The organism is Acinetobacter sp. YH18001, assembly GCF_013416975.1.
Taxonomy (GTDB): domain Bacteria; phylum Pseudomonadota; class Gammaproteobacteria; order Pseudomonadales; family Moraxellaceae; genus Acinetobacter; species Acinetobacter pseudolwoffii.
Genome location: NZ_VPEU01000079.1, coordinates 1 through 5,571, shown reverse-complemented (window position 1 = coordinate 5,571; position 5,571 = coordinate 1). Strand labels below are relative to the sequence as shown.

Genomic DNA, 5,571 nt, shown 5'->3' with positions numbered 1-5,571 from the left:
CATTGCCGATGCGTAACCCGCGTGGTGAGGCCTTAAAAAATACGGTAGATACGCATGTCTGGCTCGATCCGAATAATGCCGTAAGGATTGGTTTCTTTATTGCGGCGCTGCGTTCGCAACAATTGCCTTGTTCATCTTTTCTATGTAATAGACGACTTATTTCTTGGTAAATAAAATCTTGATCATGAAAATCATTTCTTTCATTTAGAAGAACTAATATCCCTGTGCAATCATCTTTTCCTATAGCTTTTTTAGTTTCAGAGATTTGTTTATCTGCTGATGAAAGAAGTGATCGCAAATTTCGAGAGGCATAATCACATAATTTATTTCTAATAAAATTAGGATCTTTATGTTTTTGGATCAACTCTTCAATATGTACAGTCCCAAAAAATTCTGGGAAATCCTGATCTTTATCTACTTGATCATTTGTAAAGTCATTAATTGTACTCTGTCTATCTTTTTCTAAAAATTTGACTTCCAAAATCCATGAGCGCTCAAAAGCAAAATAATCTGCCTTACGCCCTATAAATTTAATATCCTGTATATCATCTATCGATTCATATTCAGAATCCGCAAACTTCTTAAAACGATCATTTAGGTTCATTTATTTATCACTTTTTTAATATTTTTAAAATTTATCATTTAATGATAATAATAATAAAGCCCCCTTTCGGAGGCTTCTTATTTAAAAACTTAGCTTTAAGCTTTAGACACTGCTGGCTCAATTGCACCAATCTTTTCAGATTCATTGTCATGCATGATTAACGCAACCGCAATTGCAGTAATCAGAACCGGTAAGCCGACTGCCATAAAGTTGAAGTAAGCAGGCAGGTTCATACCAAGCAGACCACCAATCAGGATCGGCCCTACAATCGCGCCCATACGACCAATCGCAGAAGACCAGCCAATGCCTGTCGAACGTACCGCAAGCGGGTAGAACTGCGCAACATAGCTATATAGCAACATTTGTGAACCAATCGACGCTGCACCCGCCAGAAACACCAGGATGTAAAGTAAGAATTGGTTAGATGCGAAGCCCATTGAGCTCATCACAATCGCACCCATCATACCGAGGAACATCAGAACCGGTTTCAAGTGGAAACGATCCGCCAGAATACCGCCACCGACAATACCCACAACCGCACCAACGTTCATCACCATCATGAACATCAAGCTGTTGTCCATAGAATAGCCAGCTGCCATCATTAACTTCGGTAACCAGCTACTAAGCGCATACATGGTTAACAGACAAGTGAAGAACGCGACCCAGAACAGTAAAGTATTGACCGCACGACCACGACGGAACAAGCTCACCACGTTTGCTGCTTCAGGCACATTTTCCTGTGGCAGGGTAAGCGTTGTATTCTCGGTAACCGTTAGATTTGGTGCCAGACGACGTACGATTTGACGTGCTTCAGCCTGCTTGTTTTGCTTCACAATAAATGCCAGCGATTCAGGCAAAAATTTCCAGATCACTGGTAATAAAAATAATGGAATACCCGCGATAAAGAACATGATTTCCCAACCAAAACTTGGGGTAAACCATGAACCCAACAACGCAGCCATTACACCACCGACGGCATAACCACTAAACATGGTGGTTACCAAGGTACTGCGCATTTTTTGTGGCGCATATTCCGAAGTCAATGCCACCAGATTCGGCATGACCCCACCAATACCCAGACCGGCAAGAAAACGTAAAATACCGAATTCGGTTGGATTTGAGGCAAAGCCACCCGCAAAAGTTAAACCACTGAATAATACAATACAGATCATGATCACTTTCTTACGACCGATCTTGTCCGCGAGGGAACCGAAGATCATCGCACCAAACATCATGCCAGCCAGTGCGGTACTTGCAAGCATGCCCGCTTGCACTGCACTTAAGCCCCAGTCTTGCATCAGTAAGGGTAAAACCACACCATTGATTGCTAAATCGTAGCCATCAAATAAGATAATAAGTAAACACCAAGCAACTACATTGAAGTGGAAAGGCGTGAATTTCGCATTATCGACTACAGAATTTACATCTATTTTTTCCGTTGTCATCGTTCTCATCTCCCATGAGTACTTGTCCATAACATCTTTGTTGAAGATTGAAGGCAATCTTCAATGTCAGGCAATATACGCAAGCGGGATTTAAGGCACAATAAGACTAATTGATATTCTGCTATGACAAATGTAATGCCATTTATTTGCGTGATATGTCACATTATTATTAAAATTAAATTTTAAGCCATTAATAATAATGACTTTAATTTAAGCAGAATTTGTAGATTTTTTAGCTCAATCACTTTTTTTGAGTGGTTTTATTTCATACTAAAGATATAAAAAACCCCTTCAGACAAAGGGGTTTTTTAAACTGAATGAATCTATGAGGATCGTTTAAATTTTGGCTGCTTTTAATTGTTTCACCTGAACGCGACCGGGTTGTGGTTGACGAATCATTGAAATAGCGATGATACCAATAATACCCGGCATGGCAACCGCGATGAAATTCCATTTATGTGGTAATTCCATACCCAGCAGCATACCAATCACAATTGGACCCACAATTGCACCTGTACGCCCCACAGCAGAAGCCCAACCAATACCGGTAGAACGTACTGCAACAGGATAGTATTGAGCAACATAGCTATATAACAAGATACTGGTACCAATAGATGAAGCACCTGCTAAACTGACAAGTAAATAAATAACAGGTGTTGGAGAGTTAAAGCCTAAACCAACCAGAGACAGTACACCCACAGTTAACATACTAATAAGAACAGGTTTAAAGTCAAAACGGTCTGCCAGAATACCACCGCTAATGGTTCCGATCACGGCACCAATATTCAGTGCTAATAAGAACATTAAACTGCTGCCTAAAGAATATCCCGCAGCCATCATGAGTTTTGGCAGCCAACTTCCAAGTGCATAAAGCATGAGCAAGCACATAAAGAAAGCAATCCAGAATAAGAATGTTCCCATTGCACGATTTTCTGTAAATAACGCTTTTACTGATGCACTTTGTGTCTGATCGCCTGTGGCTAGAACCAGTTCAGTGTCTGCTCGTACGTCTGCAGTTGGCTCAACTCGTTTTATAAAATGACGTGCCTCATTCATTTTTTGTTCTTTAACCAAGAAAGTTAGAGACTCAGGTAAGAACTTCCAAAACAATGGAACAAAAAGTAAGGGAATACCTGCAATGAAGAACATAATTTCCCAACCAAAACTTGGGGTAAACCATGTACCACATAATGCAGCCATAATCCCGCCTACGGCATAACCACTAAACATGGTGGTTACAAGTGTACTTTTTAAACGTTTAGGCGCATATTCAGAGGTTAAAGCAACCAGGTTAGGTAATACTCCGCCTATGCCCAAGCCGGCAATAAAACGTAAAATACCAAACTCTGTTGGAGTGGTGGTAAATCCACCCAAAAATGTAAAAGCACTAAATAAAGTGACACAAATTAAAATCACTTTTTTACGACCGATTTTGTCTGCAAGCATCCCAAACAGCATGGCACCAAACATCATGCCGGCTAGTGCTGTACTGGCAAGCATGCCTGCTTCAACAGCACTCATGCCCCACTCCTGCATCAGTAGAGGCAGAACGACACCGTTAATTGCTAAATCATACCCGTCAAATAGAACAATAAACAAACACCACAATACAATGCTTAAGTGAAATTTAGTGAATTTTGCCTGATCAATCACATCATTCACACTAACCGTATTTGCTGCCATTTTCGTGTTTTCTACCATTTTTACTCACCTCCTGTGAGTTATTATTCGTTGTTTTCAGCACGACACATGCCACTAACTCTTATTTATTATTTTTAATGATTCTTATCGCCATGTTCGTGCAACAACTTAGTTCAACACAGCTAATTTTCAGGCAATATGCGACTAAAGTCTTAAGCTTTGCTCAAAATTCTAAACCCATGCGTCCAGTTTTTAATGATTTCTTAACAATTCAAGCCACTTCTTCGATATAAAAATCCCTGAGTTCTCAGACTCAGGGAACGTTTTAAAATTGAGAAAAAACTGAAATTAATATAATGCTTGAGCTAATCGGATCTGAATAATTTCATTATCATCTGCCAAATTTCGATTACGACCACTTGAACCGGGAAAGTTATTGTCATTCAAGACGGTAATTAAATCAGGCCCTTCAATAATAATGTCTTCAATGGTCTGAAATGGAAAACCAAAGCGCTGACCGGTGGCAAGATCTCCCGGACGTACCGGAACATAAAGTAAATCTGGATTGGCCAGATCCATTAAATTAACCAGTTCTTCACGTGCGACAGACTCACCGGATTGATTCAATCTGACCTTGATTAATTTTTTATAGCCGCCCAGATTATTTTCACTGTCATCACGTTCAATAATCACACCTTCTTTGGCACTAAATAACTGAAAATCACCAATTGCAGAGGCTTTCGAAGCCAACTCAAAATAATAGAAATTTCCAGTATAAACTTTCTTTTCCAGATCAAATTCTGAAATGATTAATTGTGGCGTCGTGGCATTTAATAAAGGTTTTTCAAGTAAAGGATATAAATAGCGACCATTGGGGGAAATTGCCATACCTTCAAAGCCCCCACTCCGCTGTACCAGAGGTTCAATATAACCGATAGTCCCCTTGTTTAGCTGATTTTGTGGAGATCTGAGTTCAGTTCCAGCTTCTAATGGATGCGCTAAAGCAATCGGTGGGCTTTTTAATATTCCATCTGCACTAAAATGTAATAAATAAGGGCCAAATTCATCTCCAATCCAGATATCGCCATTGGGCGCGCGCTGCATAGATTCCGGATCAAAGTCAGCACCTGTCAATAAACGCTCTTGAGTATTCTGATGGACAATTTCAAAAGGAATCAGTTTGTTCGGATCACGAAGCTGAATATAAGATAAATGTTTGACAGTTGCTGTACCGCCCGCCTTGGTTCTGAAATCGCTAGAAAGATGATGCAAACGCAATAAATAATCAGAAGAATTATCCTGCGAGCCAAAGCCATTATCCGACATCACCAGATAAGTTCCATCCGGCTGCTTTAATGCAGCAGAAAAACCCTGTACAGGCTGGCCTGAAAATGGAGGAAAAATACCATTTGCCCCACGTACATCTCGTCCTGAATCAAGGCCTTCTGCATAGGTCTCTACATCCAGTTTGGCAAAAGACACCAAAGTTGGTTCAGTTACGCTTTCGATAGGCTGAAGGGTTTTATCATCGGATTCATTGCATGCCGTCAGAGCGAATACAGAGACCGCCAGCAAACTTAAAGAAATTTTTCTCATACGTCTATTCATCTTTTTATAAAGTCGACGTTTTATTTAATACAGTGTGAATGACAGGACAGTTGCGATGAGATGAAGTTTTAAGGACAGTTTTATCTTAATAATTATAAACTCCACACACAAAAAAACACCCCCCTGCTTATGCAGGGGGGTGTTTCGAATAATGAGCTGGCGATGACTTACTCTCACATGGGTAACCCCACACTACCATCAGCGCAAAGAGGTTTCACTTCTGAGTTCGGGAAGGGATCAGGTGGTTCACTCTTGCTATTGTCGCCAGCACAA

The 5,571-nt window shown here is 40.4% G+C and carries 3 protein-coding genes, 1 rRNA gene and 1 pseudogene; 1 reads left to right on the top strand and 4 read right to left on the bottom strand.

Annotated elements, in window-relative coordinates; translation table 11 throughout:
* A pseudogene (locus tag FTV48_RS13920) lies at nucleotides 1-128 on the top strand (zinc ABC transporter substrate-binding protein); the annotation flags it as partial.
* 571 nt (nucleotides 129-699) lie between these two features.
* On the opposite strand, the gene FTV48_RS13915 reads toward FTV48_RS13920, so the two are convergent.
* The 4 genes from FTV48_RS13915 to rrf all read right to left on the bottom strand — a co-directional run bounded on the left by FTV48_RS13915 (nucleotide 700) and on the right by rrf (nucleotide 5,567).
* Complete coding sequence (locus FTV48_RS13915; RefSeq protein WP_100535500.1) at nucleotides 700-2,049, bottom strand: aromatic acid/H+ symport family MFS transporter; 1,350 nt, start codon at nucleotides 2,047-2,049, stop codon at nucleotides 700-702.
* Between the two features lie 336 nt (nucleotides 2,050-2,385).
* Complete coding sequence (locus FTV48_RS13910) at nucleotides 2,386-3,750, bottom strand: MFS transporter (RefSeq protein ID WP_171294226.1); 1,365 nt, start codon at nucleotides 3,748-3,750, stop codon at nucleotides 2,386-2,388.
* 288 nt (nucleotides 3,751-4,038) lie between these two features.
* Nucleotides 4,039-5,286 carry an esterase-like activity of phytase family protein gene (locus FTV48_RS13905; protein WP_253602678.1) on the bottom strand — a complete coding sequence of 416 codons (1,248 nt, stop codon included), beginning with the start codon at nucleotides 5,284-5,286 and terminating at the stop codon, nucleotides 4,039-4,041.
* Nucleotides 5,287-5,452: 166 nt separating this feature from the next.
* Nucleotides 5,453-5,567, bottom strand: a 5S ribosomal RNA gene (rrf, locus tag FTV48_RS13900).
* Nucleotides 5,568-5,571: the final 4 nt, after the last annotated feature.